This window comes from Campylobacter concisus, from assembly GCF_003048985.1.
Taxonomy (GTDB): Bacteria; Campylobacterota; Campylobacteria; order Campylobacterales; family Campylobacteraceae; genus Campylobacter_A; species Campylobacter_A concisus_AY.
In genome coordinates this window covers 19,468-44,712 of sequence record NZ_PIRS01000016.1, presented here as the reverse complement: position 1 = coordinate 44,712, position 25,245 = coordinate 19,468, and the positions used below count along the sequence as shown (strand labels likewise).

Below are 25,245 nucleotides of genomic sequence, written 5' to 3'. Positions count from 1 at the left end.
GAAGTATTTTGTTGAATTGCTTTTACAAAAATATTTAAATTTATACCAATGCGTTTAACCAAATAATTCATTTTTGCAAATTCATTTATTGTATCGTTACTTAAAATTTTATCATCGTAAAGGTGGCTCAAAACCAAAAATTTTGAAAACTTATTTACACTAGAAAAACCATTATCCTTTGCAAGTTGTTTTAATTTTTTAAATTCAACATCGGTAAAAAAATTTTTAACCTCTTTGATATTTTCTCTAGTAAGCTCAGACCTTTTTATTTTTAAAAGTGGATAATTTTCTTTTACGGCATCAATAATTTTATTATCTCTCCCTAAAAAGAATAAAAGTAAATTGATTGCTTCATTTAGTGATTTTACCCCCATTTTTTCTTTTAAGGTTTGTAAAAAAATTAAATTCTCAACATCCAATCTAAAAGCCTTTAATTCTTTAGCCATAATTCAAAAACCCTCCATTTCCTATTTACCAAAAATTTTGCAAAGCAAAAACTACAAGAGCCTCGCAGAGTATTTGCCTTTTTCTCAAATATTTTGTATTACAAAATAGGAGAAAAAGGCTATCCTGCAATCTACTATTTTATGTAACTTTTTTTGCTTTTATTTCTTTATTCATTTTAGATTATAACACAGCTTTTATCAAAAAATACCAAGAATATGTTATAATAACAAAAAATATCAGAACAAATAAAATAACCAATAAAAAGAAAAAGGTTGTGCATGAATTTGATATTCTGTTTTTAAATATAAACGTCAAAAATTATCAAAACATAAAAAGGAGCTATACAATGTCAAAACTTACAGCAGCAGAGAGACTTCTAAAAAACGAAGAACAACTTAAGAAACTTTCAGAGCAAAGAAAGCAATTATTAAATGCTATCAAAGAAGAAAATGAGCAAAAATTTAAGGATATAGGCATAAAGATCATAAAAGCAGTTGAAACAAATGAGCAGTTTAAAATTGATTTTTTAAACCTTATCAAAGAACACAATATAGGAATAGAGTTTTAAATTTTATTAATAAATAGCAAAACGCCATAAAAATTAATGAAATGAACTGCTAGAGACTAAAGGAATAAAGAATGATGCTAGAAACATTATCAACAAATTTCGTAGATTTTATAAATTATACGTTTTCAACCTTTTCGATTATGCTTTTGACAACTGGAATGTTTTTGTCATATCCATTTTTAAGAGGCGAAATCGAAGATGAAGAAAAAAATGAAAGAGAGGCAAAGGTATTTGCTGTCGGTCTTGGTATTAGCATTTTAATGACAATGATATGTCTTTTTGTGATGATTATAACGCCTATTTATGCGATGTTTAATGGCATAAATATAATTGAATTTATAAAAGTCGCATTTAGTATCGTTGGTTACGCAAAGGACGATGGGGATGAAACTTATATTTTTTTAATGCTAATTATCCTTCTCGTCAATTTTTCAGTCATCGCTTGGATAGGTGGTTTAATAACCAGATTTTGGGGAAATAAAATTTTTATAAAAACAGATAAAGTAGAAGAAATATGATAAAAGAACAAAAGTTACAAAATCTAGTGAATAATGCTAAATATATATTTTCGTTAATTGCGCAAAGAGATAGGCTAAATTCTAATATAGCCAACTTAAAAGCGGATGTTGAAAAGGCTGGATATGAGATAGGTGAAGATGATAATGGAAAATTTCTAGCACGTAAGCTAAAAAGAAAAGTTGATAAAATTTATCTGTAAAAAGGAGCAAAATCTACTATTTATTTAAAACTATTTTTCCTTTCTTGGAAAATATGATTGTTCCATTGAAATCTTTAACTATATCGTTTAACTGCTGCAAGCTTACTGGATTAATAACTTCAATAGGGTATTGTCCAGTTTCTTGATATATCTTTCTAATTTCCAATATATCGATTGTTTTTTGAACAAGAAAAAACATTCCACAAACTGCAAGGCAAGAATAAGTAATAGATAAAAGAGTTGAGCATATTTTATAAAAATATCTAATTATAATCATTTTTGAATAACCTTCTTGATTTATTCTTTACTTGTATCAAAATAACCCAAAGTAAGTAAGGTTAAAAACGATACTATTACGACCATTAGAAAACCAATAAAAAAGATATCAACTATCATTCGTTAGCCATCACTTCTTAAAACTATTTTTAATTCATTGATAGTCTTAATTTTTAATAAAATATTTAATAGTTCATCGCCGCCAAAAAACGTCGGATACGAATTTTCCTTATCATAGTCCTTTATACATTGTTTTAACTCATTTACTAGCGGATCAAGATCGTTATTTATTATTTCAATATCTACACAATAGCCTCCTACAGATGCTCGTATTGTTGAATACCCATGTTGATCAACATTAGATATAGGCTCAATATTAACGGGAATGGCAGTTAAAAACTTTAAATTGCTTTTGTTTATAGAGAGCTGGTTGCTATTGGCTACTTTTGCACTTTCAAAATCATTGGTTGATACTTCAATTTTATGAACGTCGAAATTTACTTGTTCTGATTTTGGTGTTTTATTCATTATTCTGCTCACAAATACCTTTTTATTACAATTTTGATATCCTCTTAATCGTTTAATATCAAAAAGTTTTCCATCAAATTTGTCAAATAATTTCCAAAGCGTATTACGTCCAACCGTTTCATAGTAGTTTTTATTTGCAAGTTTTTGTATGGCTATTGCAAGATCGCTTTGACAAATTTCACCTTTTTGATCAATAATTTCTTGTGCCAGTTGTAAAGATATCTTTTCTTTGTCGCTTAGCCCAATAAAATCATCTTCAATAAATTTTAGATCTAATTCCCTGGTATCGATTAAAGCAACCATCTCTTTTGTATGGCTTCTCTTTTTCTTTGGTTTTAAGCTAACAATCATTTCATTGTCGTTGATAGAAATAGAGCTGTCACTTTCGTTTTGTAAATAGTAAGCTTCATCAACACTATCCATGAAGGCTGTAGCGCCTTTATAATTCTCATCGTTTTTATCCATTCCCTGCTTAGGTTGGTGGTGGAGGAATATAATAGTAGCACCCTTGTCTCTCAATCCTTGCAGGTCTGCCATAAATCTTGTTATATTATCATCTTTACTTAGACTACCTTTTATAAAATTTCTAATACTATCTATAATAATAAGTCGATTTTTTATTTCACCTGCTTTAAATTCTCTGTTTAACTTTTTAAATATAGTAAATCTATGCGAGCTGTTAGAGAGAATATATTTTATTTTTCCATTGCTATTATCCATAATTTTATCGACTTGCCTACTCTGTAATATATCAATGCCGTTATCAGCATCCATATAAACAATTTCATCTAGATTAACATTGTTTTTCACTAAGTAATTACAAAGATGGATAGCAAACATGCTCTTGCCTGCACCAGCACCAGCATATACCATATTTAAGCTCTGTTTTGAAAGGAAATTCGGTATCAACCATTCAAAATTAGCATTTTCAATATCCAAAGCAGTGAATTCCTTGACATTTATGATTTTATTTGATAGAATATCAGTGCTTTTGTGGGTTGTGCTATGGTGGTGGTTCCGCTTCATATCACAACCTTTTTTCTTTTACTGCAAATCATTATCTTCTTTCCTGTTCTATTAACCATTCTTTTACACTCTCCAGTCTATATAATATTCTTTTACCTATTCTTATATATGGTAAAGGAGGGATCTTTGCTTTACGTTTCTCAGTATAATTTACACTAAATCTAAGCCTAGTTTGTTTATCTATGCTTATTCCAAATAATTCTTCGAACTGCTCTGGAGTAATAAATTCATTCTTTTTTTCTATTTTTTCATCTACTACATCAATCATAAAAAGATAACCTCCTAAAAAATCTAATATCATTTTATATCTCACAACCTTATACTACTCTTAATACATTAACAAATAATTTTATATTTGCTAAAATAAATAAAAAAGGAAAATTTATGAAAACAAATGGATGCGGCGACAAACTAAGAAGATTACGCAATGCCTATGGACTTACTCAGAGTGAGTTTGGTGATAAGATCGGAATAAGTAGAGTTAGGGTAAATTCTTATGAAAATAATATAAACCCACTTCCTATACAAGTCAAATACAAAATTGCTGAAGCTACTGGTTTTGGAATTGACTACTTTGATACAGATATTGATATAGCTGCTGCAATCAGCAAATATAATATTGAAACCGACAATGGCAAGCTTCAAATAAGAGCTAATTCTGAAAGTATTTGCACAATTTATGATGATCTATATGATTTTGCAAACCAAAAAGAAAGCATTGATCCTTACTTACAAAGTATTAAAATTCTTTCAAAACTATTTAATCTATCAAAGCCACATGACTATAATTTTATTACCGTAACAAACAATAAGGCAACGCCATTCGCAACAGATGGAGATATTTTAATTATTGTAAGAGATAACACCCCAAGAGATAATACCCTCTTAGTTTTAAGAGTTAATAATGAGGTATTAATTAAGTATTGCCGTATAAACCCTTTTAATCAAAACCTTAAGTTTTTTTCAAGCAAAGATGATTTCTCCAATATTGAACTTTCTCAAAACGAACTTAATAAAATAGAAATTTTAGGATACGTCATAAACATTTTTAAGAATTATCAACCTAAATATATTGAAGAGTGATTTTAAAAATTTATTTTCTCTTTATCTGTCTGGGGTTTGGGGGCTTGCCCCCATGTTTTAAATAAAAGTCCAAATTTTGCTTTAGCAAAATTTGGTTTACCTATTGTCTATTGTTTTTAGCTCTTTTTTCAAAAAGACAATAGTATCCCTTCCTTTATACTTTCGTAAGTGTAATATATTTTTTATCAATAATAAACAGCTAATTATAAGTCTTATATAATTAATGTATAGTAAATATCATAAAGACCTATTAGATGATAAAAAAGTATTTTATAGAGTAATGATGTATTTACTTTAGATCATAAGGCTCTATTATTTGCTGAATATTATTAATATAATAGTCCTGGTGAACCCACCACCTACTTTCAAGTTTAAATTTCACCATTTTTTATTAGATCTCAAACTTAGTTAAATTTAACTGTTTTTACTAACGCAAAAGTGAAATTTAAATCCACTTTGACATAAATTTAAAATTTATACTCGATCTTCAAACCACCACTTATGCCATAGTTTTTATCATTATCAAGCATCCCGCTTAGCTGAGAAGAGAGAACTAAATTTTCGCTAAGCTTGGTATCTGAGTTTAAAGTAAGCTTATAGCTAAGCTTATTGTTATCAAGCTTGTAATCAACATATTCGCTTGAATTATTAAGCGAAACATAAGATTTATCTTCTGAGTTATACACACTTTGTTTTACTAAAAATTGCACGCTAAATGCGTTTTTCTCGCTGTTTAAAGCGTATTCTACTCCCGCTGCTACAGCCACATTAAAGTCATTTATGCTCTTTTGATCATATCGGTCATTTTTAAATCCATCAATGCCATTAGCGCCAAGCTCTAGTGCGAGTAGTGGCTTTATGCTTTGCTCATACTCGCCACTTTTAGAGAGTGAAATTTTATATTTATAGTAGTTGCTTGAGAGGATGCCTCTGCCTTTTACGCTAGCTTTTTGCGCCTCATCTAGGCTACGTTTTGAGTTTATAAAGGCAAAATTTAAGTTACTTTGTATCTCGTGAGCTCCTCTTTCAAAAAGCCCATACGCACCAAAACTATAAATTTTAGCATCATCCTTTAATACATTTGAGCTAAATTTAGCCTTGCTTACTCCAGCGCTTACACCTAAGATAAACTCGTCATAACCTCTGTCATAGCCGATATTTGTACCATAAAATTTAAGGTCGCCATCGCTTTGCTTGTCCTTAAAATAAGCGCCATTTACATTTGCCCAAAAGTTGTTTCTCTCCCTGCTAGCTTCTGCTGCTTCGTAAGCCATCTTCGCGCTTGGCATGATGTCGCTTTCAAGTCCAGCTAGCTTAAACTGCGAGATATCAGCCTTTGCCCTTAGCCGCGTGATCACGAACAACCTAGAGTTCATCAGCTCATTACTGTTTTGCAAGGCTTTCATGCTCATTTTGAGCGAAGAAGTAGAAATTTCTTTCATATCTTTATCTGCTTTTTGCGCTAGTTTTCTTAGCGCCTCATCGTCACCGCTTGAGATTGCTTGCACAAATTCAGGCGTGCCTTTTAGCATGCTTAGGATTTTATTTTCTCTTTGGCTAAATTTAGAAACCCTCTCTTGCACTACATTGGACGAAATGGCTGGATTTTCTCCCTTTTTGTCGCTTAGCTTCATCATGATTTTGCCGTCACTTATGGCGTAAGTCATAAACAAATCCCCAAGTTTTTGCTCGTTGTTAAAGATAGCGCCCTCATTTATGATATTTTGCGCGTTTACTAAAGTATATGTTTTATCAAGCGCCATGCCGCCTTTAAGTGCTGCAGTAAAATCAACATCAAATTTCATCCCAGCGCCAAGAGTTAAGACATTTTTAAAGTCAAGTACCGGCTCATTTTCACTGCCAAAGCTCTTTATCTTTAGGCTCTTTTTTATGAGGCTATCAGGCTCAAAGCCAAGCTTTTGCGCACCACTAACCTCTAAATTTTCTACCTCAAATTTACCATCTCCTAAGAGCACATCTTTAGCTAAAGGCGTATCTTTGCCGTTTATAACTAGCTCTTTTAGCTTAGTTGCGCCTCCTACTCTTAGCAGACTATCGCTATCCATGACGATTTTATTGTCAAATTTAACGTCTTTAACAAGTAAATTTTTACTCTCAATATCCTGGCGATACTTTAAGCCGTCATCATAGGTATTTGAGCCATCAAATTTATCTATATAGTGAGTTAGCTCGCCACTTAAATTTATGACCGAGTTTTTAGCCGTGATGTCACCATTTAGCTTAGCATCTTTGCCTATGGTAAGCTCTGATGATTTAAGCTTTATGCCATCTTTTGCACTAAATTTTCTCTCGTCCCAGTCAGGCTGAGAAAGTGTGGATGGGCGAGTTAGATCCATATAGGCTGGCTCACTTAGACCAGCTGCGGCTATCTTGCTCTTTGCTAGGGGAGTTAAAACGCTAGCATCGCCAATGGCGTGCGTCTTTGGATGTCCTTGGAGCGTAACCTTGGCGTTTTCTAGGTTCAAAGCACCATCAATGTCAAATCCTCCGTCAAAAATAAGCTCCTTGCCCTGCCCGCTATGTTTTAGCTCTATATTTTTATCGATGTTTGCGTGAAATATCGTATCTTTGCCACTCTCGCCGTTTATTTTAAGCGCTACTCTTTGCGAGTTTTCATTTGTTATCTTCGCGTCGCTTGAGTTGGCTGATATGTTGTCAAAAGTCTGATCAAAGCCATTTAGATCAAGCGCTCCGCCGCCATTGCCAAAGAAAATTTTATCATTTAAATTTTCATTCACGCCAAGCCTTAAGAGCCCCCTGCCACTTGTTAGATAAATTTTATCAAATGCATTTAAAGCTCTTAACTCAACCACACCCTCGCCTAGCCTTAGTGGCTTGTTGCCACTTGAGCTTACTATCAAGCTGCCTTTGCCTAGCTTATGCACGCTTGTGTCTGAAACGACGTTTAAATTTAAACTTGCACCCCCAGCTATGTCAAAACCTGCAAATTTTGCTATCTTGCTACCATTTGTGCTATTTAGCGTAATATCTCCGCTATTTACGACGATACCGCCATATCCTAAGTCTAGATTAGAGTTTAGCGTGATGTTTGAGCCATTTACGCTGCTAAATATATTATCTTTATTTTGCACTAGTGCGCTACCTAGGACATTTACGCCACTTACTAAATTTTCATACTCTTTTTTATAGTCGTTAAAATCTCTTGCAGTAACGATAGAAGCGTAGTTTTGAGTGCCATTAGCCACCGAAGTTACGCCAACCAATACCCATTTATTCTTTAAAGTATCATAAACAAAAAATCCTGAGCCACTATCGCCTATATAAAGTTTATTTCTAAAGTTGTCATTGGTAAATGGAAGCACGTAAATTCCATTTACTTCATTGCCATCTCCAAGTAGTGAAATTTTCTTTTTATATGCAACCGAGTTAATTATATTTATATTATTTAAACTTGCACCCAACGTTTGATTATTAGTGCCATCTTTATCTACTATAGTATCGTATCCACCAGTTGGATTTCCTGTGATAGGGTCGATCCTTGGTTTTTCTAAGCTAAGTAGTCCAATGCCAGCTTGATAAGCAAAAATATCATTACCGTTTGCGCCACCGCTATTTTTTATCGCTTTAAAATAATTTTCTATTTTTCTAACTTCAATCTCTGCTATATCTTGATCATTATAAGAAGCAGGCGAAATTTCAAGATCTGGTATATCTATAGGATCAACACTGCCTTCTACTATAAATTTAGTAGTTCTTAGATATGTCGTTTCAGTGTTATAGACTTTGGATGTTGAAGTAGATGAATATCTAGTCAGATACTCATATTTTGTATTGCCAAAAAGCCCCTTTTTTCATTGTAATCAACTGCGTTAGCCCCCTTTTCAACGTGCGTTGCCGTCACTACAAAACTTCGTCCAAGAGCGGTGAAGTTGCCTTTATTATTTCTTGCGTTGTTGTTTGGGATCTTATTAAACGTAAATTTAGTGCCGTTTCTTTGCGTAAATTCTAGTGGTGCATCTGTAGCTTTAAAGATGCCTTTATTTTGCGCAAGATCAAGGTAATCTCTATAAAAATTTGTCCCTATATCCATGACCTGAGCGTCTAAGCAGCTACATAAAATGCTAGATAAAACAAGAGAAATGCTAAGATTATTTTTCAAGATAAACCTCCATTTTTAAGATAAATTCCATTTAAATCGCAAAAAGGCATTATATACCTTTTTAAGTCTTTTGACGACTAAAATCTTAATTATTTTTTAAACGATAAATTTACTTTAGCAAATTTACCCCTGCGCTTTTTAAATTTATCTCGATTTTTAAGCTAGCATTTGGTTATAATCACTCAAATTTAGATTGCGGTCGCAATTTACATTTGCATAAATTTATCTTCGACTACCATTTTTGCAAATTTCAAAAGTCAAATTTCACAAGTTTCGCGTGCCGAAAATATCAAATTTACATTTCTTAAATCCCAAAAGGAGATTTCGTGGAATTAAAACAAACCGGTATATCACGCCGTGGCTTTTTAAAAGGTGCTTTAGCCACAGCGGCTATTGCCACGCCACAAACGATGCTGGCTAGCTTTACGCCATTTAAGTCTGACTCGCTTCAGGTTTGGTCATGTGGTGGCCTATCTGAAGCTTTTAACGAGCTAAATGCCATTTACGAGTCAAGAACAGGACACAATATCCAATACACAGGCGCTTTTGCTGGCGCTCTTGGCAAGTCGCTTTTGGCACTCCAAAGCACGACCGAGCTCTTTGGAGCAAGGGTTTTAGAGCTTTCTAAAAAACTTCGCAAAGCTGGTCTTAGCCTCCACTTTAGACCATTATGCTTTACTGACTACGTCCTAGTCGTGCCAAAAGGCAATCCAGCAGGCATTCGCGACTTAAAGGACCTTGCAGAGCCAGGAGTTAGGGTGATGCTGCCTCTTAGATCATCGCCCCCTGGCAGTGGTCCAGTCAAAGGGATCTTAAAAAACTCAAACCTAACCGATGCGGTGATGAAAAACATGGTCGCAAACGGATCATGCGTCATAAATATGATGTGCGAGCTAGTTGATGGCAAGGGCGACGCTTCGATCATCGAAAAGCGCCTAACAACGCATGATAGGTTTAAAGACAAGATCGAGTATATGCCCATCGATGAAAAGCTCATCCCGCCTGGACCGCTCACTTTTACGCTAAATATAATGAAATATGTAAAAGATGAAAGGCTCGCAAATGACTTTGCAGACTTTGTTTGCGGCACTGAGGGGCAAGAAATTTTTGAAAAACATGGCTTTACCTCCATTTATTCAGCGCGTGGGCTAGAGCTTATAGAAAGGTTTGGTGTAAAAGATGTGTAGTAGCTGTAATAGCGCATGCTCTAATAGCAGTGCATGTGGCAATGTAAATTTAAAAAAGAAAAGCAAAAACTCTCCCACAACAAAGATAAGACGCCTAGTGCAGCTCATCTTTATAGCTGGCATCGGTCAATGGGCGTATTACGGCATTTTTAGATGCCCTTTTGTAGTGCCATTTGTAAATTGCCAAAACTGCCCTATCATCACCTGTTGGGGGCGGATCACGTCGCTGTTTTTTGGATTTTGGCTATTTATCCCAGCGCTTGTCATCCTCTTTGGCAGGGCATTTTGTGGCTGGGTCTGTCCAGCTGGCTTTGTCAATCAAATGCTTGGTAAATTTGCCTTTTTCAAGCTAAAAATCCGCAGCAAAAAGCTAATATTCGCTCAAATAGGCATGCTAGCTACCATAGCAATCAGCCTTTGGGTCTATTTCGTCTGGGGCAATCCTCGCATGATGATACCTATAAGAACGAGCGATGAGTACCTAACCGCCGTTACTTTGTCACTTCGCTTTGGCGAATGGGAGTGGGTCACACGCACAGCAGTCATCATCTCAGTCATGCTAGCCTCGCTAATCATAGCCAATCTTTGGTGTCGCTTCGTCTGTCCATCAGGTGGCGTGCTTGAAATTTTGCGTAAATTTTCGATCTTTCGCGTCTATAAAACGAGTGCCTGTGACGACTGCGACGCATGCTTGCGCAAGTGCGAGATGGGGACAAGACCTGATGAGATAAACTGCACAAACTGCGGAGACTGCCTAAATGTCTGCCATGCAAATGCCATTAAATTTGGAAGGAAAAAGAGCTAATGATCTTTCACACCAAAGCTGATCTTGATAACCACCCATGCTTTAACAAAAAGGCCTCCGCTAACTACGGACGCGTGCATCTGCCAGTAGCACCTCACTGCAACATCCAGTGCAACTTCTGCAACCGCATATATGACTGCGCTAATGAAAATCGCCCTGGCGTAACGGCAAAGGTGCAAACGCCAGATGAATCGGTGAAATTTCTAGAAAAGCTCTTTAAATTTAGACAAGACATCTCAGTCATCGGCATCGCTGGACCTGGCGATCCGATGTGCGATGCTGACAAGACGCTAGCGACCTTTGAAAAGTGCAAGTCTCACTTCCCAAATACCCTGCTCTGCCTCTCGACTAATGGCTTAGCGCTGCCTGAGCACGTTGATGAGATCGTGCGCCTTGGCGTGAGCCACGTGACAGTAACTGTAAATGCCGTGACGCCAGATGTTGGCTCGAAGGTCTATTCGTGGGTGAGATATGAAGGTAAAAACTACTACGGCGAGGAGGCTGCTAGGATACTGCTAGCACGTCAGGACGAGGGCATCCGCAAACTAAAAGAGGCTGGCATGCTAGTAAAGATAAACACCGTCGTCATCCCTGGGGTCAATATGGACCACGTCCAAAGCATCTCGGCAAAGGCAAAGCAGTGGGGAGCTGACATAATGAACTGCATGGCGATGATACCGGTGCATGACACGCCTTTTGAAAATTTAAAATCCCCTTCAACCGAGGAGATCCACCGCATAAGAAGATCGATAGGCGGCGATATAGACCAGATGACGCACTGCAGTAGGTGCCGCGCTGATGCATGTGGAAAGCTTGGCGAAAGATAACGATAAAAGACACTAAATTTAGTGTCTTTTTTGGTTTTTGGTTTGTAGCTTGCATAGTTCGTGGCTTACGGCACGCGTGCCTTACAGCTCATGGCTCTTGGTTAAATTTTGTAAAGCTATCTTAGATATCAAAGTTATAAAAGGCATAGAAAAGAGTGGTTAATTCGTAGTCAGAGTGTCGAAGTGGCGAAAATTTCTTTACATTACTTTGCAAAACATCTTTTTACAAACTCTTTTTAAGCTCTTTAAATTGGCTTTAAATCAGACATATTAATACTTTGCTCAATATTCATCTATTTCATAGCCTTGATAGTTTTGTGCGAAATTTAAATCCACTCATATATTCGTTTTGCTCTTGTATAAATTTTGTCTTAGCAAACCACCTAGATTTACACTTGTTTTAAATTTATAAGTTCAAATTCAGCCCAAAATTCGCTTCCAGCTCCTGCTTCGCTTTTTACGCCAAGCTTTGCGCCGTGCATTTTAGCTATATTTGCAGCGATGGCCAGCCCCAGTCCGCTACCTCTGTTTTGGCTCTTATTTCTTGAGCTTTCAACTTGATAAAATTTATTCCAGATTAGCTCGATATCTTTTTTAGAGATGCCTAAGCCATCGTCTTTTACAGACAAAAGTGCGTGCGTTTTTGTGAGGGTTAAATTTAGCTCGATTTTAGCCTGGGCAAATTTTAGTGCATTGCTTAAAAAGTTATCCACCAGCCTTAAGATCATCAGCTCATTGCCTAAAATTTGGATATCTGGCGCTACCACGCAGCTAAATTTTAACCCCTTTGCGCTTGCTAGCTTTTCATAGTCGGTAGCTAAATTTTGCAAGATAGAGCTTAAATTTATGCGCTTTAGCTCCAAATTTCTGCCGGCTTCTAGTCTTGAAAGCTCTAAAATTTGATCTATCAGCGAGGTTATCTTTTTTGACTGCCTAGAGATGACCTCCAGCGACTCCTTGGCCTCGTCCAAATTTTGCGCATAGCTCGCAGCGTAGTCGCTCTCAGCCATGATGACAGATAGCGGCGTTCGCAGCTCGTGCGAGACGTCTGAAGTGAGCTGTTTCTCGCTTTGATAGACCTTTTCGAGGGAGTCTAGCATCTGGTTAAAAACGCTTGCAAGCGCGTGTAGCTCGTCTTTGCCAGCAGGTAGGTCTATGCGCTTTGAAAAGTCACGGCTGCTGCCTATCTCAAGCGCAGTTTTTGACATCGTAGCGACTGGCTTCATCGCGTTTTTTATCGTTTTATAGCCGCCGTAAAGCACAAAAATAAACAAAACCGGCACAAAAACGCCAAGCGCTAGTAAAAATAGCCCCTCTTTTTTAAAAAAATTCTCCGCATTTATCACGCCTCTGATCCAGACACCTTTGCCTTTAGCTGCGATATCGTAGTAGTAAAAGCGGTTTTCGCCGTTTTCAAAAAGACGGATCGCACCACTATTCATTTTAAGTGAAATTTGAAAATGTTTTGGCGCTAGACCACCGATCACATCGCCTTTTGCGTTATATTTTATAAAAAATATCCCATCATCGTATGGCTCAAACTCATCCATATCGTTGGCTATTTTGGTGACTGATTTGGCTAGCTTTTTTTGGCTCACATCCTCAAAAACCTCATCCGCCACGACCGCCGAGATAGCAACTAAAGCCGCCACGATAACGATGATAGAAAACGAGTACCAAAGCGTTACGCGCGCCGTTATCGGGATGTTTGCAAGCGCTTGCTTAGTCCTTAACAACATAGCCAAGCCCTCTTTTAGTCTGGATCACATCGCACTCACCAAGCTTTTTTCTTATGTTTTTTATAAGCACTTCGATGACGTTTGAGCCGCCCGTGTAGTCAAAGTCCCAGACGTGCTCTTTGATCTGGTCGCGAGTTAAAATTCTGCCCTTATTTAGCATCAAAAACTCTAAAATTTCATACTCTTTGCCAGTTAGCTCGATCTGCTCGTCGCTAAATTCGACTGACTTTTTAGAAAGGTCGATCTTTAGCTCGCCTGCGCAAATTTCACTAGCCACGTTGCCGCTATTTCGGCGAATGAGCGTGCGCACCCTAGCTAGCAGCTCCTTAAAGTCAAATGGCTTGACCAAGTAGTCATCCGCGCCCACGTCAAGCCCCTTTACAACGTCGTCCACATCGTCTTTGGCTGTCAGTATAAGCACAGGGGTCGCTAGCTTTGCGGCGCGCGATCTTTGCAAAAATGTAAGTCCGTCCATCACTGGCATCATCAGATCAAGCACGATAAGATCATAGTGCGCGACGGCGGTAAAGTCCATCGCCTCCTCGCCGTTAAACGCGCTATCGACGCTATATCCGTTTTTCTTTAGGTGCCTTGTGATGACGCTATTTAAGTCTATCTCGTCCTCGACGACTAAAATTTTCATTTTTGCCTCACCTGCCTCACTTGGTTTTGCCAGCTATTTTATCAAATTTGGCTTTTTATTTTTAGATTTAAAATTTCGCCATTTGCTGCGCCTATCTTAAAATCATATAAAAAGCCATTAAATTTAGCCCTTGCCTCATAAAAATACTCCGCTCCAAGCGTGCCAAAACTTTGTTTTTTCGCTAGATAGATCGGAGAAAACTCCACCTCTTCTGGCTTTGTTTTTAGACGCTCTGTGACGATCTCTTTAACTTTTTCTGGCAAGATGCAAGTCACTCTTTCAAATTTTGCCTGCTCTTCATTTATCTTTGATAGTTCCGCCCTTTGTGCCTCGTCTTTTAGGCGGCTTGAAGCGTTTGAAAGCCACGCTCCAGCCTTACCAGCGTAGATGAGTGCATCCGCTGCACCTTGAAGCGAAAGCTCAAGCGCATTTTTAAAGAAATTTTGAGCTTTGTATTTTGAGGTAGCTTGACTTAAAATTTCTGCGCTACTGCTTTCTTCACTAGGATTTTTATCTAAATTTTCAGGGCTTTGCTCGATCTTGACTAAATTTTTGTAACTATTTTTATTAGCAGTATTTTCACTTAAATTTTCGTTCAAATTTTTCTCTAAAACCTGCTTGCTAACTTTATCGTTTAAATTTTGCTCTAAATTTTCACTCATCTTTTTCACCTTTATAAATTTAACGCCCAAAAAGGGCGCTAGATCACTTTGTATAGTTACCGATTATCTCGCCTGTTTGAGCGTTTATGATCACTTTTTTCTCGCTCCTGTCGCGTTTAAGCTCTACTTTGTATATCCAAGCACCATTTTTATTATCAAGCTCTGCCTTATCAAGGCTCCAGCCAGCCTCAAGCGCTTGAGCTTTAGCTACAGCTTCATCGATGCTAAGAGCAAATTTTGAAAAATCTACCGCTTCGTTCGGCAAGATGTGTTTTTTATTTTTATTCTCTACTTTAACGATCTGACCGCTATTGGCATCGATCTTGATATCTTGTTTTACGCCGTCTTTAAAAGACTCTATCTTATAAAATGTCACGCCCTTTTTGACGTTCATCTCGATATCTTTGACGCTTGAGCCTGGGAAGTTTTTCTCAGCTATGTTTAAAGCCTCTTTTGACGTGATGGCTGCTTGCAAACTTGTTGCTCCTAAAACTGCTGCTAAAACTGCTGCACCTAATGCCTTTTTCATTTTTGATCCTTTTATTTTTGATTTCCAACTTTCGTTTGGATGAGCGCATTATAAAAGCCTAAAATGAAGCTAGGATGAATGAAGAGAATAAGAACTAGGTTTGATGGCATATTAAATATAAAGAAAAGAGATATATAAATTTTTTAAGCGATGAGGCACTAGTATTAACAAATGAATTTACACGAAAAATTCGCCAAATTATGACACCAAAACCACACAAGGCTCTTCTATCCCATCTGGGCGAGGATACTTTTTGTCTGACAAGTCAGACAAAAGACCTCGTTAGAGATCACCCCTAAAACCCTATCTTCACACTCTTTTCTTCATTTTTTAGTGCGACTTCTAGCTCAAGTCTATGGCAAAAGTCTTCGCCATTTTTTATAGGTCTAAATTTAGCTTGTCTTCTCACACTGGCAAAGTCTCCAGGCGCTAGTAAGCCCAGGTTTGAGACCTTTTTGCTTGCATTTTCGTCAAATTTGACCTTTAGCAGCGCACACTCTTTTTTAAATAAATTTCTCGCTTGCTCTGGTAATAAATATCTAAACTCAAGCTTTAGATCAAATCTTCTAAGACAGGCCTTATCAAGATTATCTATCAAATTTGTCGTAGCGATAAAGATGCCATCAAAGCTCTCCATCTGCACTAACATCTCATTCACTTGGGTCACCTCCCAGCTTCTTGTAGCCATGCCTCTATCTTGCAAAAAGCTATCTACTTCGTCAAAGACTAACACAGCTTTTTTATCTTTGGCTTCTTTGAAAGCTAGTGCTATATTTTGCTCAGTTCCTCCTACAAACATCGACAAAAGATCGCTTCCTTTTTTGATGATGATCGGCTTTTTTAGGCTTTTAGCGATAAATTTAGCGTAAGCGCTTTTGCCAGTTCCAGGCACTCCGTAAAGGCATATCCTAGCGTTTTTGCTCGCTTTTATGCCTTGCATTAGCTCGGTTAGATCGCAGTCTGAGTTTACGAAATTTGGATCATAGCTGCTTGGCAGATCAACGCTTGGCTTCTCATCTTTTTCTATCTCGTCGTAGCCTTGTGCTTTTAGTGTGTTGCTTATCACTCGCTCAAAGGCTTTGTTTTTGTCTTTTGTGTTTAAATTTGAAACGACTAAGCTAGCGTTACTAACGACTGCTGGAGCTACAAATTGATTTTTAGCTAGCTTTTTTACGAGCTTACTATCTATCAAATTTTCACTATATTTTTTTATGATCTTAGCTCTTACATCTTCAGTTGGTATGCCTATCTCTATGGCAAGGTTAAATCTTCTAACTACAGCTTCATCCATGTCAAGGATATTATTTGTTATCCAGATAGTTGGCACTTCGTTAGTCTCTAGAGATCTATTGATAAAGGCTTTGCCATACTGCCTTTTCTCGTCATTTTTGGTATTAAATATATCTTCTGCTTCGTCATACATAAGTAAATTTGACCCAGCAGACAACACACTTTGCGCTAGGCAATACGATCTTATCCTTTGGTACTCGTTTGCGTAGCCATCTCCATCATCATAAGCTACTTCATAAAGCTTTAAATTTAGCTCACTGGCTATCACTTTACTAAGCTCAGTTTTACCAGTTCCTGCTGAGCCATATAGAAGCACATTTACTCCTTTTTGCTTTTTGCTAACGGCATTTTTTAGAAACGAGAGCAAAATTTTCATATCTTCTTTTATATGAGGATAGTTTTTTGTTGTCAAATTTGTCTTACTGCACGGCTTTATCGCACTTTCAAATATCTCATCTATGCTTTTGCACTCAACAAACAAATCACCCATGAAACTATTATTTATAACATCGGTTTTTGACCTTAGACTGCGTCCGTAACTATCTATTTTTAGTATCGAGGTCCTAGCAAAAACTCCATCTTTTCTAAAGGCATTTTGCACATCGCTAAATTTTAGTTTTAGTATCTTTGAGATCGCTTTTATGGCCTGTCTGGTATTTAGCTCTCCTAGCAGATCACAAGCGTTTGAGACTACTTCATAGTTATACATGATCGCTACAAATCTCAAGATCTCTTTCTCAGTCTCATTTAGGCCTAAATTTTCTTGAAGTAAATTTAGGTTGTGCTCAAGCTCTTTTAGCTCGCATGAAATTTTGCTTTTTTCAAGGAGCTCTAGTTTAGTCTTGAGAACTTCGATGTCTTCTTCTTTGGGCTCACTTGTATATATGCCCAAAAACTCTAAGACATCATCACTTCGGCATCTTAAAAACTCTTTTTCTCCTCCAGCATAAAAAATGGCACGAAGCACCCAAAGTGTTGCAAGCTCATATATCTCATTATCTACGAAAAAATTTTCTTTTTGCATGACAAGCTCCTTTTTTGCTTTTGTTGGAGTTATTTTACTTAGCAGAAAAGACATTTTTATGTCCATAAAGATAAAATTTGAGAAATTTGTTGTGAAAGAAAAACTCAATAAACCATTTTGCCTTTATTTAATAATATTGAGTTTATATATACTCTAGTGGCAATGCATTTAGCATGCTTTTTATGATTTGCCAGTTTGGTAAAAATTTATCCATGTACGCTATAAATTTTTTATTATGATGCCTTTCTAATATATGTACAAGCTCATGAACGACTATGTATTCTAGGCATTCTAGCGGTTTTTTTGCGAGTTCGTAGTTGATAACAATATTGCCATCTTTTATATTACAACTTCCCCATTTGGTTTTCATTTTTAGGATTCTTATAGAGCTTGATTTTACTCCGATTTTTGTTTCCCAAATTTCTAGTATTTTTGCTATTTTTGTCCTTAGTTCATTTCGGTAGAATTTTTCTAAAATTCGTTTTCTACTTTCAAAATTTCCGCCATCTCGCACACTTAATACCATCTTATTATGCTTTACCGTCACGCCGCCGACCCCGTTTATTACCTGCATTAAATACCGCTCACCCCATAGATAGTGACTTTCACCACTTACTATCTCTCTTGCGCCTATGCGCTCTTGCGAGTTATAAATATTTTGATGTTTACGTATCCACGCAAGCCTGCCAGCTACAGCTATGCGAATTCTATCATCGCTCACATCAAACGGCGCACTTACTCTTACTTCGCCATTTGGCGGCATTACGGAGATGTGTAAGTTTTTTATATTCTTTCGTGCTACAGTGACATAAACCGAGCCTATCCTCATTGGTATTCTTTTTGTAGTTTTATAAGCCCAAAAAGCCTGTCTATATCCAAATTCTTTTCGTCCGATAGCGGTTTTATGGTGCGCATTAGTTCACGTTCTTTCATTATGTTACCGATATACCCGTCTGGTTTATATGTTTTGATTGCCTCGTCTAGTCTGGCGATCCAGTCTATATCTTGACTAAAGTTATCATATATAGCTTGTTTTGCTGTGGTGTTTACCGGTGCAGGATAGGTTTTGCCAGTGCTTTTGTTTTTTAGCTGTTTGGCTAGACCTATAACCTCTTTTAGATACTTTTCATAGTCCAACGCGCCTTTTTTACGTTGCTCTATCAGCTCGTCTAGTATTTGAGATAAGTTTTCGTAGAATTTTGGATTTAGCGGATTGCTATCAACGATTATGCGTCTTATATTGTTTTCTATTGCTTCTGCAGCTGATTCGTTGCCACCTAGTGCCCCATTTTCTTCTTCGCTAATGCCCTCATTTTGGATTAAAATTTCGAGTAGACCTTTGTCCTCAAATTCCGCCAAGACCTTGCTATCACTGGCATTTACATATCTATTGATAAGCGTACGCATGTCACTATCCCATTTGCGCATATCTACATAATCTCCGCTTGCTAGTTTAACGGCATCTCTTAGCATAGAGAAATTCTTTACGCGATTAGCCCATTGCTGCTCTTGCTCTATACTATACCCTAACTTTAAAAGTTCATTTGCTACTCCGTCATACGCTCTAATAAAACTCGCAACCGCACGGTAGAAGCTAAGCCTTTTGGTCTGTATCTCGTCTCTTAAATTTTCTCTACTATCGCCGCAGAAATACTCTATAAATTCCTTATTTCCTTTAGGTGACTTCACGCCCTCGCATATCGCACTCAAGGTTTCCCATGTATTTTCTAGGTCTTCTTTGCCTTTTTCGAGTCTATTTTTTAAAAGTCCAGCAATATCGCTCTCGTCATACCCATCAAACGCCTCTTTTGTATAGTCGCTATACGCTTTTTTTAAACTCTTAAAAAGATCGCGATAATCCACGATATATCCATACTCTTTGCTCTCTCCGTCTAGTCGGTTTACTCGGCATATAGCTTGAAAAAGCCCATGATCGCGCATAGGTTTATCGATATACAGATATGTCGCGCTTGGTGCGTCAAAACCAGTTAAGAGCTTATCGACGACGATTAAAAGCTTCATTTGTTCAGGTTTTTCTTTAAACTCTTTTTTTACGTCTAGCTCAAACTTATCGGCTTTAGTATCATCTACATCTTTAGTGTCTATGCCATAGTAGTTAGCTATCATCTGTTTGTAAATTTTATACTTATATTCGCCGTCGCTCATACCATCTGGAATTATTTCGTTTCTTATCGCTGACGCAGTCGGTCTGTAGCTAGATATCACAGCACATTTTTGTTCAAATCCGTTATCGCTAAAAATCTTATATGCCTCGCATGCTTCATATACGCTAGAGCAGACAAATATCGCATTTCCACGTTCTCTTAGCCTAGTTTTATTTTCCATGTCAAAAAGTATATCGCCTACGATTTTATCAAGCCTTTGTTTTGAGCTCATAAGCTTTTGTAAAGTCGCCCATCTAGCCTTTACTTCGCCCTTAGCCAGGTCGCTTAGCCCTCTTGTTTTGTTTTCAAATTCTTTGTCAAGTTTATCTTTTGAGCCTAGCCACTGCTCGATATCCCTAGCTTCATATACAAGGTCTAGCACCACGCCGTCACGCACTGCTTCGTCAAATTTATATGTATGTATAAACTCGCCAAATACTTGCACCGAGCTTTTTTTGTCGTTTTTTAAAAGCGGCGTTCCCGTAAAGCCGACAAAAATCGCATCAGGCATTAACATTTTCATAGCTTCGTGTAGTTTTCCAGATTGCGTTCTGTGGCACTCATCTACAAATACAACTACATCGCCATTTGCCTCAAAATTTCCAGCTCTGCGTTTGATATCGTCCAGATACGCGCTCATGGCACCGTCATCGCTTTCGTCTTCCGCGCCGTTTCTGCCAAATTTATGCACCAACGAACATATGAGTGAATACTCGGAGTTACTTAATTTTTCTAGCAAATCAGCTCCGCTTTTTGTTCTGTAAATGCTTTCTTTTACGCCGTTAAAGACCATTTCTATCTGCTCATCAAGCTCGGTTCTATCCGTGATGATAAGCACCCTAGAGTTTAGATTTTCTTTTATCCATTTTGCGAGCCAGACCATACTTAGGCTTTTGCCGCTACCTTGTGTATGCCAGATGATACCGCCTTTTTTATCGCGTAAAAACTCCTGCGCACGCTTTACACCGAAGTATTGATTATGCCTACAAGTCTTTTTTATCCCACAGTCGTATATGATAAAGTCGTGTAAAATTTCAACCAGTCTCTCTCGCCCGCAAATCGCTTTAAGTCCGCCATACAAGCTTAGTTTTTCGCCGTTTTCTTTAAATTCTAAGAAGTATTTTTCAGGCATTTCTATCACGCCGTATCTTAGTCCTTCGCTTTCATTTCCAGCCATTACAAGCTGTACGGTAGTAAAAAAGCTCTCTATAAACCTCTTATCTTGGCTTGATAAATTTTGCCTTATGCCTTCGCTAACCGACACGCTTGAACGCTTTAACTCAAGCACGCAAACGGCTATACCGTTTATATAAAGCACTATGTCTGGGCGTTTGTCAAACTCGCCGTTTGTAGTTTTTACGCTTACTTCCTCGGCTATACTAAATTTATTTGCCAGCGGATTACCCCAGTCGATGAGCCAGACGCTCTGATTATTTTCGCCTACTTCTTCTATTACTTTTACACCGTATCTTAAAAGCGAATATATGACTTCATTTGCATCGTATAGTTTTCGACCGCCGCTTGTGTGATTTTCATCTTGTAGTTTTTTTAAGGCTTTGTTGATAAGCTTATCGCTGTAACCACGACTTTTTAGCCATGATTTAAGCTCATCTTCTCTTATGTTTTTATTATCGAGTCCTTGCAGATCGCCGATATATTCGTAGCCAAGCTCGTTTTTAAAAAGATCTATGACTCGCTCTTGCGTTTTTATCTCTTTTTCTACCATATTTTCCTGCATAACTCACCCCTTTAGCCTTGTTTTGCCGCTTAACAGCTCGTCCATAGCGCCTTGTTTTATCATCTTTAGCTTTTCTATCTCATCTTGCAAAGCTGAAATTTCATCGTCTATATCGCTTAAAATTTGAGCTATTTTTTCTTGCTCTGTTTTGTCTTTTGGAAGTGAAATTTTATATTTTGAAATTTGTGGTGCTGTCAGTTGCGGAACACCTGTGCTCTCAATAACAAAATCTATAAAATGATTTATATATTCAGCAACATAAAAACAAGAAATATTGAATTTGGGTTTTAAATTTAAAAGACGACCTATACTGCAAAATTTGCCATTTCTAGCGGCAGCATAACCAATATAGCCTCTTGCAGTAACTGTTATAAAATTTCCTTCATAATCAAAATCTGATGAATATCCATAAAGTCCGTTATCGCTTACGGCATTTGAGTAAATAGGGTTTAAAAATTTATCTGTCTTAATGGGCGAAAAAGTCAATCTGTTTAAATCGCCACCTGCTGAAATTTCACAAATTTCACCAATTGTGGTGGTATGCCAATGGGGTTTGGGGGTGAGAAGTTGCTGGGCTGCGGCTTGTTTTATCGCACGTTTTTTGTCTAAAAGTTCGCACTTAACGTTAATAAGTTCATCTGTATCACTTAAAATTTGAGCTATCTTGGTTTGTTCTTTGATGTCTTTTGGAAGTAAAATTTCAATATTTTTCAAAATACTTGCATTTAATTTTGCACGAGTTCCTCCAACTAGAAATTTAGAAAAATTTGTTATTTTTAAGCAATAGGATAGAAATTTATTATCTATAATTTTATTCTTTCCGCTTACAACATGCGCATGATTATTAACCCAAATTTTCCCATTAACATAATTAACTGGGTAATTTATTAAGTCATTTGCACCATCCTCGGCTATTAACACAAACTCACCATTATGAGTAAAGCCATCCACGTAATCCTGAATTCCATTTGCCCCATAATAAGGTGTAGTGCCAAATTTTCTTAAAGAGGCTGCAACTGGAATTCTCAGGTTGTCATAAATTTCAACTATACCACCAAGTTTTACTACTTCCCACCCGTCTGGGATTTGACCTTCATAAATTTGACTACTCATCTTGCTTTATCCATTGCATCAAGGTGAGCTTTGACACGAAGCGATAGATCGTTGGCGCGCGTTGTAAGCTCATCTAGTGTCTTATCATAGCGAGATGCAAGCGTGCTTATACGATTTATTTGTTCCTGCACAGCTCGTTCTACGGTGGATAAAATTTGCTCTTTTAGTTCATTTAGCCATTTATCATCTACGACTAAGGTTTTTATCTCGTTCTCGTCAAGGGTTTTAAATTTGTCAAATACTTTTTGATTTAGCTCTCCAGCGGCGGCCTTTAGCGTGCTTTCGAGTTCTTTTTGGTTGGTTAAAATTTGAAGCGCTTTGTTATAAATTTCTTGCTCATTTTTATCACTGGTTTGCTTTATAGCCTCTTTTAGGCTTTTTATGGTTATCTTGTCTTTATCGTCATAGGCGTTTGATAGCTCGTCCTCTCCGAACTCATCTACAAAATTTATAAATTCATCTTGCTTTTTACTAACCTTGGTTTCAAGGAGCGAAATTTGATCTATATCTTGCGCAAAATAACGCTTTGATATAAGCTCCGGCGGGATGATCTCGCTTACAAATTTCTTTGCTTTGTTTCCCGAGCCTAGGATTAAATTCGGCGTTTGTTTGTCGCCTTTTTCTAATTTGGTTAGGATGCGCGCCGTTAGCCATCCGTTTTGCGCGATAGTATAAACGTCGTCACTTAATGTATCTGAGACATAGTCCATAAAGACCTGGTAAATGTCATAATCGCTCACTAGCTTAGTTTCTTTAAAGTGTTTTAGAAGGCTTTCGCCGTATGTTTTAATAAGCTCTTTTGGATGGTCTTTTTGTTTTATGGATTTTAGATCATTTTCATCGTGCCAATTCTCAAAATGCGATAAAATTTCGTTCTCAAATTTTGCATATTCGCTTGATGCTTGTATCGTTGCCTTTAGTTCGCTTGGGGTAAAATTTGGCGAATAAAGCGAGCCGTTGGAGGTAAAAATTTTAGTTTTTGTTTGTGCAAAAATACTCCAAAATTCGCCCAAGTCATCAATATCACTTTTTGGGATACCGCCGCCGTATAAATGCGCATGCAAGTCTTGCATATCTGCTTTGTCGGCACTATCGATATAACGTGGGATGTTTAGATTGTAATCGTTGCGAGAAATTTCATCCAACGAGACTAAACGGCTGTAGTGTTCTAGCTCTTTTTGCGTCGTAAAGGTATCTACTATCTTATGTATGTCTTGCTCACGAAGGCGATTTTTGTTGCCATCTTTTATAAAACCTTTTGAGGCATCTATCATAAAGACGCCCTTATCACTTAAAGCTTGACCTTTTTCGTTAAATGTAACTTGCTTATCTATAACTATAATGCATGCCGGTATACCTGTGCCATAAAATAGGTTTGTCGGTAGTCCGATAATGCCTTTTATAATGCCTTGGCGAAGTAGTTCTGTGCGGATACGAGCCTCTGCATCTCCGCGAAATAGCACTCCGTGAGGCAAGATGATAGCGCCTTTACCAGTGGTTTTAAGGCTTGCAATAAGATGGAGCAAGAAAGCGTAATCGCCGTTCTTTTCTGGCGGAATGCCAACTTCAAAGCGGTTATATATGTCTGATGTCGGAACTATGCCGTTTGTCCAGTTTTTGTTAGAAAACGGCGGATTTGCCACAGCAAAATCAAAACGTTTTAGGGTATTTCTATCGGTAAATGCCGGCTTAGCTATAGTGTTTCCTTGGCGAATGTCGGCGGTGTCGTTGCCATGGAGTATCATATTCATACGGGCAAGCGCATATGTGGCTACATCCATCTCTTGACCGTAAATGCTAAGTCCCAATTTTGACTGATTGGCGGCTTTAAGCAAGAGCGAGCCGGACCCGCAAGTTGGGTCGTAAACCGTTGTAGAACGGTTGGCGGTAGACGGAATGCCTATGATTTGTGCCATGATGCGCGATACTTCGGCTGGGGTATAGAACTGCCCTTTTGATTTACCGGATTCCGTCGCAAAATGGCGCATGAGATACTCATATGCATCGCCTAGCAAGTCATCACCCTCAGAGCTGTTTGACGAAAAGTCAAGGTTCTCAAAAATCGATACTAGCGTACTAAGCCTATCAACCAGTTCTTTGCCTTTGCCTAATTTATCCTCGTCGTTAAAATCAGCTTGATTTATAACGCCTTGAAGGTCGTTTGTTTCTGCGATAGAGGCTATCTTTTTGTTTAGTTCATCGCCTATGCTTGGTTTGTGTTTAAGCGCGACAATGCTTGCGTAATCTGTACCCGTAGGTAGCTCCAAAACCGTGCTGTCTTTGCGATCTGAGATGTATTTTAAAAATAAGAGCGTTAGAACATAGTTTTTATAAAGGCTTGCGTCCATGCCACCGCGCAGTTCATTGCAACTAGCCCAAAGCGATGAATAAAGTTCTGTCTTTTTAAGTGCCATATGAGTCACCTTTTTGCTTAAAATTTTTAATTAAATTATATCATTAAATTATAAAAGATAATGCACTATATATTTTTAGCTTTTTCAAAATCTTAACCATAGCTAGTATATCTAATTTGCAATACTCCCAAAATGCTTTTCTAATCACGTCTTGTTTTTTATTTTGCTATTTAACTTTGCATACCCATTCATTGCCTCTTCACCGTTATGGATTAAATTCAAATTTACATACGCATCTTTAAAGTTAGGCACTATAGCTGATAGAACTTTCTTAATAGATGAACTTCTGCACATTTTTGGATAGTAATAAAATTCTTTAAAA

General features: G+C 37.3%; 22 protein-coding genes. 7 read left to right on the top strand and 15 right to left on the bottom strand.

Annotation, left to right across the window (positions count from 1 at the left end; all coding sequences use genetic code 11):
- Positions 1-446: hypothetical protein (locus tag CVS91_RS09860; protein WP_159071418.1), on the bottom strand; the 446-nt coding region annotated here is incomplete at its 3' end.
- A 347-nt stretch (positions 447-793) separates the two neighbouring features.
- On the opposite strand from CVS91_RS09860, the gene CVS91_RS09855 reads away from it, so the two are divergent.
- The 3 genes from CVS91_RS09855 to CVS91_RS09845 all read left to right on the top strand — a co-directional run bounded on the left by CVS91_RS09855 (position 794) and on the right by CVS91_RS09845 (position 1,733).
- The gene (locus CVS91_RS09855) at positions 794-1,015 is read left to right on the top strand and encodes a hypothetical protein (RefSeq protein ID WP_103596814.1); all 222 of its coding nucleotides are present in this window, start codon (positions 794-796) and stop codon (positions 1,013-1,015) included.
- A gap of 71 nt (positions 1,016-1,086) precedes the next feature.
- On the top strand, positions 1,087-1,533 hold the full coding sequence (locus CVS91_RS09850) for a hypothetical protein (RefSeq protein WP_107831837.1): 447 nt from the start codon (positions 1,087-1,089) through the stop codon (positions 1,531-1,533).
- Complete coding sequence (locus CVS91_RS09845) at positions 1,530-1,733, top strand: hypothetical protein (protein WP_103596816.1); 204 nt, start codon at positions 1,530-1,532, stop codon at positions 1,731-1,733. Before CVS91_RS09850 ends, CVS91_RS09845 begins: the two co-directional genes overlap by 4 nt.
- Positions 1,734-1,749: 16 nt before the next feature.
- Here the strand turns inward: CVS91_RS09845 and CVS91_RS09840 are convergent, their stop codons facing one another.
- From CVS91_RS09840 to CVS91_RS09830, 3 genes are all read right to left on the bottom strand, one after another.
- Complete coding sequence (locus CVS91_RS09840) at positions 1,750-2,010, bottom strand: hypothetical protein (RefSeq protein ID WP_103596817.1); 261 nt, start codon at positions 2,008-2,010, stop codon at positions 1,750-1,752.
- Between the two features lie 122 nt (positions 2,011-2,132).
- A complete protein-coding gene (locus CVS91_RS09835) occupies positions 2,133-3,563 on the bottom strand; it encodes an AAA family ATPase (RefSeq protein ID WP_103596818.1) in 1,431 nt (476 codons plus the stop codon).
- A 31-nt stretch (positions 3,564-3,594) separates the two neighbouring features.
- Complete coding sequence (locus CVS91_RS09830) at positions 3,595-3,831, bottom strand: DNA-binding protein (protein WP_103567046.1); 237 nt, start codon at positions 3,829-3,831, stop codon at positions 3,595-3,597.
- 116 nt (positions 3,832-3,947) lie between these two features.
- Between CVS91_RS09830 and CVS91_RS09825 the strand changes: the two genes are divergently transcribed.
- Positions 3,948-4,646 carry a helix-turn-helix domain-containing protein gene (locus CVS91_RS09825; protein ID WP_107831836.1) on the top strand — a complete coding sequence of 233 codons (699 nt, stop codon included), beginning with the start codon at positions 3,948-3,950 and terminating at the stop codon, positions 4,644-4,646.
- 467 nt (positions 4,647-5,113) lie between these two features.
- Here the strand turns inward: CVS91_RS09825 and CVS91_RS09820 are convergent, their stop codons facing one another.
- Both CVS91_RS09820 and CVS91_RS10365 read right to left on the bottom strand, forming a co-directional pair.
- On the bottom strand, positions 5,114-8,089 hold the full coding sequence (locus CVS91_RS09820; RefSeq protein ID WP_199906256.1) for a S6 family peptidase: 2,976 nt from the start codon (positions 8,087-8,089) through the stop codon (positions 5,114-5,116).
- Between the two features lie 350 nt (positions 8,090-8,439).
- A complete protein-coding gene (locus tag CVS91_RS10365) occupies positions 8,440-8,787 on the bottom strand; it encodes a hypothetical protein (protein ID WP_199906255.1) in 348 nt (115 codons plus the stop codon).
- A gap of 326 nt (positions 8,788-9,113) precedes the next feature.
- Here CVS91_RS10365 and CVS91_RS09815 point away from each other — a divergent pair, with 326 nt between their 5' ends.
- From CVS91_RS09815 to nifB, 3 genes are read left to right on the top strand one after another with little or no spacing between them, the layout of a single operon-like run.
- On the top strand, positions 9,114-9,974 hold the full coding sequence (locus tag CVS91_RS09815; RefSeq protein WP_107831835.1) for a substrate-binding domain-containing protein: 861 nt from the start codon (positions 9,114-9,116) through the stop codon (positions 9,972-9,974).
- Positions 9,967-10,779: a 4Fe-4S binding protein gene (locus CVS91_RS09810; protein ID WP_021087834.1), complete on the top strand. Its 813-nt coding sequence runs from the start codon at positions 9,967-9,969 to the stop codon at positions 10,777-10,779. The genes CVS91_RS09815 and CVS91_RS09810 overlap by 8 nt, the downstream gene beginning before the upstream one ends.
- The gene (nifB, locus tag CVS91_RS09805; protein ID WP_107831834.1) at positions 10,779-11,606 is read left to right on the top strand and encodes a nitrogenase cofactor biosynthesis protein NifB; all 828 of its coding nucleotides are present in this window, start codon (positions 10,779-10,781) and stop codon (positions 11,604-11,606) included. The genes CVS91_RS09810 and nifB overlap by 1 nt, the downstream gene beginning before the upstream one ends.
- 389 nt (positions 11,607-11,995) lie before the next feature.
- Here the strand turns inward: nifB and CVS91_RS09800 are convergent, their stop codons facing one another.
- The 9 genes from CVS91_RS09800 to CVS91_RS09760 all read right to left on the bottom strand — a co-directional run bounded on the left by CVS91_RS09800 (position 11,996) and on the right by CVS91_RS09760 (position 24,923).
- Positions 11,996-13,345, bottom strand: coding sequence for a sensor histidine kinase (locus tag CVS91_RS09800; RefSeq protein WP_107831833.1), 1,350 nt, complete (start codon positions 13,343-13,345; stop codon positions 11,996-11,998).
- Positions 13,329-13,988, bottom strand: a complete 660-nt coding sequence (locus CVS91_RS09795) for a response regulator transcription factor (RefSeq protein WP_107831832.1) — start codon at positions 13,986-13,988, stop codon at positions 13,329-13,331. Before CVS91_RS09795 ends, CVS91_RS09800 begins: the two co-directional genes overlap by 17 nt.
- Before the next feature lie 41 nt (positions 13,989-14,029).
- On the bottom strand, positions 14,030-14,650 hold the full coding sequence (locus tag CVS91_RS09790) for a hypothetical protein (protein ID WP_107831831.1): 621 nt from the start codon (positions 14,648-14,650) through the stop codon (positions 14,030-14,032).
- Between the two features lie 43 nt (positions 14,651-14,693).
- On the bottom strand, positions 14,694-15,179 hold the full coding sequence (locus CVS91_RS09785; protein WP_107831830.1) for a PepSY domain-containing protein: 486 nt from the start codon (positions 15,177-15,179) through the stop codon (positions 14,694-14,696).
- A 295-nt stretch (positions 15,180-15,474) separates the two neighbouring features.
- Positions 15,475-17,493 carry an AAA family ATPase gene (locus CVS91_RS09780; protein WP_107831839.1) on the bottom strand — a complete coding sequence of 673 codons (2,019 nt, stop codon included), beginning with the start codon at positions 17,491-17,493 and terminating at the stop codon, positions 15,475-15,477.
- A gap of 142 nt (positions 17,494-17,635) precedes the next feature.
- Positions 17,636-18,322: a M48 family metallopeptidase gene (locus tag CVS91_RS09775; RefSeq protein ID WP_087579746.1), complete on the bottom strand. Its 687-nt coding sequence runs from the start codon at positions 18,320-18,322 to the stop codon at positions 17,636-17,638.
- Positions 18,319-21,396, bottom strand: coding sequence for a type I restriction endonuclease subunit R (locus tag CVS91_RS09770; protein WP_107831829.1), 3,078 nt, complete (start codon positions 21,394-21,396; stop codon positions 18,319-18,321). Before CVS91_RS09770 ends, CVS91_RS09775 begins: the two co-directional genes overlap by 4 nt.
- Positions 21,397-21,399: 3 nt before the next feature.
- Positions 21,400-22,509: a restriction endonuclease subunit S gene (locus CVS91_RS10240; protein WP_103609702.1), complete on the bottom strand. Its 1,110-nt coding sequence runs from the start codon at positions 22,507-22,509 to the stop codon at positions 21,400-21,402.
- Positions 22,506-24,923: a type I restriction-modification system subunit M gene (locus CVS91_RS09760; RefSeq protein ID WP_107831828.1), complete on the bottom strand. Its 2,418-nt coding sequence runs from the start codon at positions 24,921-24,923 to the stop codon at positions 22,506-22,508. Before CVS91_RS09760 ends, CVS91_RS10240 begins: the two co-directional genes overlap by 4 nt.
- Positions 24,924-25,245: the final 322 nt, after the last annotated feature.

Excerpts from the sequence above, each read along its gene's own strand:
- CVS91_RS09855 (WP_103596814.1), top strand. The coding sequence starts at position 794 with ATGTCAAAACTTACAGCAGCAGAGAGACTTCTAAAAAACGAAGAACAA.
- CVS91_RS09850 (WP_107831837.1), top strand. The coding sequence starts at position 1,087 with ATGATGCTAGAAACATTATCAACAAATTTCGTAGATTTTATAAATTAT.
- CVS91_RS09845 (WP_103596816.1), top strand. The coding sequence starts at position 1,530 with ATGATAAAAGAACAAAAGTTACAAAATCTAGTGAATAATGCTAAATAT.
- CVS91_RS09840 (WP_103596817.1), bottom strand. The coding sequence starts at position 2,010 with ATGATTATAATTAGATATTTTTATAAAATATGCTCAACTCTTTTATCT.
- CVS91_RS09835 (WP_103596818.1), bottom strand. The coding sequence starts at position 3,563 with ATGAAGCGGAACCACCACCATAGCACAACCCACAAAAGCACTGATATT.
- CVS91_RS09830 (WP_103567046.1), bottom strand. The coding sequence starts at position 3,831 with ATGATTGATGTAGTAGATGAAAAAATAGAAAAAAAGAATGAATTTATT.
- CVS91_RS09825 (WP_107831836.1), top strand. The coding sequence starts at position 3,948 with ATGAAAACAAATGGATGCGGCGACAAACTAAGAAGATTACGCAATGCC.
- CVS91_RS09810 (WP_021087834.1), top strand. The coding sequence starts at position 9,967 with ATGTGTAGTAGCTGTAATAGCGCATGCTCTAATAGCAGTGCATGTGGC.
- nifB (WP_107831834.1), top strand. The coding sequence starts at position 10,779 with ATGATCTTTCACACCAAAGCTGATCTTGATAACCACCCATGCTTTAAC.
- CVS91_RS09800 (WP_107831833.1), bottom strand. The coding sequence starts at position 13,345 with ATGTTGTTAAGGACTAAGCAAGCGCTTGCAAACATCCCGATAACGGCG.
- CVS91_RS09795 (WP_107831832.1), bottom strand. The coding sequence starts at position 13,988 with ATGAAAATTTTAGTCGTCGAGGACGAGATAGACTTAAATAGCGTCATC.
- CVS91_RS09790 (WP_107831831.1), bottom strand. The coding sequence starts at position 14,650 with ATGAGTGAAAATTTAGAGCAAAATTTAAACGATAAAGTTAGCAAGCAG.
- CVS91_RS09785 (WP_107831830.1), bottom strand. The coding sequence starts at position 15,179 with ATGAAAAAGGCATTAGGTGCAGCAGTTTTAGCAGCAGTTTTAGGAGCA.
- CVS91_RS09780 (WP_107831839.1), bottom strand. The coding sequence starts at position 17,493 with ATGCAAAAAGAAAATTTTTTCGTAGATAATGAGATATATGAGCTTGCA.
- CVS91_RS09775 (WP_087579746.1), bottom strand. The coding sequence starts at position 18,322 with ATGAGGATAGGCTCGGTTTATGTCACTGTAGCACGAAAGAATATAAAA.
- CVS91_RS09770 (WP_107831829.1), bottom strand. The coding sequence starts at position 21,396 with ATGCAGGAAAATATGGTAGAAAAAGAGATAAAAACGCAAGAGCGAGTC.
- CVS91_RS10240 (WP_103609702.1), bottom strand. The coding sequence starts at position 22,509 with ATGAGTAGTCAAATTTATGAAGGTCAAATCCCAGACGGGTGGGAAGTA.
- CVS91_RS09760 (WP_107831828.1), bottom strand. The coding sequence starts at position 24,923 with ATGGCACTTAAAAAGACAGAACTTTATTCATCGCTTTGGGCTAGTTGC.